A 1,452-nucleotide genomic window follows, 5' to 3' on the forward strand; every position below is an offset into this window, starting at 1 on the left:
CAGCGCGGTCTTGGGGAGCCAGCGCGGTCTTGGGGGTTTCCCCCACTCGCGCTTTGCATCAAGAAGTGATCAAAAACCTTCTGGGATTAAACCTTACTCCTTTACTTCAGCATAGCTGGTTTCTGCCTAAACTCCGAAACTTAGTCCTAGCTTACTTTTGACTTCTGACTTATAACTTCTGACCCTAAGCGTAGCGCTATATCACTTGCTGCCAACCACAGGTTAAAGAGCGCACAGGATTCGGGCGCAAGGGAAGCGCCCCTAGATTTGATTGGTTTGACCATCATGACCAGAAGTGATATAGTTTATTCCACTACTCGAATCAATCCACGGTTCAAACGGTCATGAATCTCTTGGACTAGGGTTTGCTCTTCTAGTGAAAGTGATGCCTTGCCTCGTAAAGCTGACATAAAGAGCTGTTGGTCAATGCGGGTAATTTGGCGCATATGAATAATACGCTGAGCTATTTGCTTAACCGGGAATTTGGGGAAGATCACTTGAGAAGGTTTCATGGGCTCCACATAATCTCTGTAATTTTAACTATCGGCAATTTTGAAGAGATCTTCTGTGAGAGAGAGTCCTAGCTAGTAGTGATTCGAGCTCACGATGTGTTGTGATGGGATCGCGGTTAAGCTGTGATCTGAGTTACAACGATGGCAAACTAGTAGCCGATCAGCGTTGACGGTCGTGATATACAGCATGTTGATTCTAGGACAAGAGAACGACAGGAGGAAGGAAGCAGCAAATTAGAAAAGGAATAAATACTAATATAGTCCAATATTTGGATGCCTGAAACTGTTTAAAGGTTAACAGTTTGGTATCTGAGAGCTTTATAATTGTGGTTGGCACTGATGGTTCCTGGGCCAAGGCTGTCATAATTTGTTTACCCAAAACCCGTCCTAATCGTGGTGGTACAGCATTACCGACCTGTCGAAATCCATGCCATTTGGTGTGGTGGAAGCGAAACCAATCTGGAAATGAGTGCAGTCTAGCGGCCTCTCGCACCGATATCACCCGTGGGTAATCAGGATGAATGGGGCGAGGAGAGGTGTAGCGACCGTTTTTATAACCAGTACCTGCTCTGAGGGTATGGCATGGTTTATCCCAGTGTAAGCGTCGTAAGCGACTGGTAGTTTCTACCTCGCCCATGGGTGTGTTTCTAAACCGCTCAATCGACGCTTCCGTGTGCTGGGTTTGCAGGGAACTGGTTAATAGTTTAGGATTCCACTGGCGGGGATAGGCAAAGTTACCAGGATCGGTGATTACATCCCGTAACTTTTCTACATAGGGCATGGCTAACGCTTGCAGCAGGTCTAGCTGTTTTGGTTTTAGTTCAACACAATCGCTTTTCTGGAGTTCAGGAAAATCATCTAAGTTAGGCAAGTCTGCGATCGCATCCTTAACAGTTACCCATTGGTGAGAGCCTAGTTCTGAGTCAGGATAAACCACTGG

Annotated in this window: 2 protein-coding genes; both read right to left on the reverse strand. The window is 46.3% G+C overall.

Annotated elements, in window-relative coordinates:
- Positions 1-305: 305 nt before the first annotated feature.
- The gene (locus F6K49_RS48680) at positions 306-512 is read right to left on the reverse strand and encodes a hypothetical protein (protein ID WP_070392609.1); all 207 of its coding nucleotides are present in this window, start codon (positions 510-512) and stop codon (positions 306-308) included.
- A gap of 196 nt (positions 513-708) precedes the next feature.
- The coding region (locus tag F6K49_RS48685) for a DNA cytosine methyltransferase (RefSeq protein WP_293109887.1) at positions 709-1,452 on the reverse strand (744 nt) is incomplete at its 5' end.

The sequence above is a fragment of the Moorena sp. SIO3I6 genome, from assembly GCF_010672095.1.

Excerpts from the sequence above, each read along its gene's own strand:
- F6K49_RS48680 (WP_070392609.1), bottom strand. The coding sequence starts at position 512 with ATGAAACCTTCTCAAGTGATCTTCCCCAAATTCCCGGTTAAGCAAATA.